The following is a 2073-nucleotide window of genomic DNA, read 5'->3' on the forward strand; positions in this document are numbered from 1 at the left end:
ACCTTCCAGGGCTATGCGGTCGACGACCCGGCGCTGAAGTACGTCAACGGCGGCAGCGGAACGGCCCGCGGCTTCGAGCTGCTGGTGAAGAAGGACGGCAGCGAGAAGCTGACCGGCTTCTTCTCGCTCAGCGTCTCGCAGGCGCGGCGCCGGAACGACCTGACGGGCGAGAGCTTCCGCTTCGACTACGACCAGCCCGTCATCGCCACGCTGGTGGGCCAGTACAAGCACTCGGACGCGTGGATCTGGGGCGCCAAGTGGAGCTACCACACCGGCTCGCCGTACACGCCGGTGGTGGGCACGGGCACGTACCCCGACGGGCGCGCCAAGCCGGTCTACGGCGCCATCAATTCGGTGCGCGTACCGGCCTACCACCGGCTGGACCTGCGGCTGGACCGCAAGGTATCGCCCCGCCTCACGCAGTACGTCGAGCTGATCAACGCCTACAACCGGAAGAACGTCTCGGGCTACAGCTACAGCCCCGACTACCAGACCCGCGAAGAGGTCTACCAGTTGCCGGTGCTGGTCTCGTTCGGGATCCAGTACGCGTTCTAGGTGCGGCGCACTCACCACCCGCGGCCCTCAAGGTGTAGGCGGTGGCGCTGCTCTCGACCGTGTACGAGAAATGTTGGCGCCATGGAGGGCGCCCACCCCGGGAACAGGCTGGCGCGGGCGTCAACCTGGCGTGGTACGCCGAACAACGTTCCCGGCCTTCGGCCGCGACCAGCCCAGCGTCGTGCCCGCGGCCGCCAGCAGGATCGCGGCTGCACCGACCCATTGGAAGAACCCGAGGCGTTGCGCAAACACCGCGTAGTCCACCACGAGTGCCACGAGCGGGTAGATGAACGAGAGCGCGCCGACTGTCGACGTCGGCAGCTTTTGAATCGCGCCGTAGAGCAGCACGAACACGAGGCCGGTGTAGACCACCCCCAGCGTGATCAGCGTCCCCCAGGTGCCGGCATCCGCCGGTGGGGTGGAGAGTTGCGCGAACGGCGCGAGCATCGCGATGCCGACGCCCACCTGGATCAGCGCGATGAATTCCGGCGGGGTCCCGCGCAGCCGTTTCGCGACCAGGGCAGCGACCGCGTAGAAGAAGGCGGCGCCCAGGGCCATCAGGATGCCGGCGACGTAGCGCGCGCCCGRGTGGCCGGTGGCGCCCTGCCCCCAGGCGATGAGCAGCACGCCGGTGAACGACACCGCGAGCCAGGCGAGCTTGTCGGCCGTCAGCCGTTCGCCGAACAACAAGGCGCCCAGGCCGACCAGCATGAAGGGCTGCGTGTTGTAGACCACGGTGGCGACCGAGATCGACGCGTGCGAGAACGACGCGAAGATCAGCAGCCAGTTGAGCACCAGCGCCACCCCGCCGACAGCCGCCCAGGCGATCGTCCGAAGCGGCAGGCCGTGTCGGAAATGACGGCGGATGCCACACACGACGGTCAGCGTCGCGGCCCCGAACACGCAGCGCCAGAAGAGCAGTTCGATCAAGGGCCGGCCGGAGCGAACCACGAACCATCCGATCGTGCCGGAGATCACCATGGCCAGCGTCATCTCGATCGCACCGCGGCGTCTGTTGTTGATTGTCATGAGGCCCTTCCCTGAGGTCCCCAGAGAATTGCACAAGAAGCTCGGGTGTTGAATGCTGTTTGYTAGGTGAAACATGGAGATTGCCTGACAATAAAAGGCAACTCGTTCGCTTGACCGGCCCACCATGATCGACACCACCGACCGCGCCATCCTCGGCATCCTCGCCGCGGACGCGCGCATCTCGTTGAAGGATCTCGCTCGGCGCATCGGGATGTCCTCGCCGAGCACGTCCGAGCGTCTGCGACGCCTCGAGGAGCGCGGCGTCATCCGGGGCTACAGCGTGGACATCGACCCCGAGGCCCTGGGTTTCCAGCTCCAGGCCATCGTCCGGATCCGCCCGCTGCCCGGCCATCTGCGTGCCGTCCAGACGCTGATGCAGGCGATACCGGAAATCAGCGAGTGCGACAAGGTCACCGGCGAGGACTGCTTCATCGCGCGCATGCACGTGCGCTCGATCGCGCAGCTCGATGAGATCCTCGATCTCATCAC

Annotated in this window: 3 protein-coding genes; 2 read left to right on the top strand and 1 reads right to left on the bottom strand. The window is 66.8% G+C overall.

The window, feature by feature from the left end; genetic code table 11:
• The coding region (locus AC1D15_RS28865; protein ID WP_477828721.1) for a TonB-dependent receptor at window positions 1–555 on the top strand (555 nt) is incomplete at its 5' end.
• 120 nt (window positions 556–675) lie between these two features.
• On the opposite strand, the gene AC1D15_RS28870 is transcribed toward AC1D15_RS28865, so the two are convergent.
• The gene (locus AC1D15_RS28870; RefSeq protein ID WP_477828723.1) at window positions 676–1584 is read right to left on the bottom strand and encodes a DMT family transporter; all 909 of its coding nucleotides are present in this window, start codon (window positions 1582–1584) and stop codon (window positions 676–678) included.
• 124 nt (window positions 1585–1708) lie between these two features.
• On the opposite strand from AC1D15_RS28870, the gene AC1D15_RS28875 reads away from it, so the two are divergent.
• A partial coding sequence (locus AC1D15_RS28875; protein WP_477828722.1) for an Lrp/AsnC family transcriptional regulator occupies window positions 1709–2073 on the top strand: 365 nt, incomplete at its 3' end.

Source organism: Rhizobacter sp. P2_H2 (assembly GCF_056403375.1).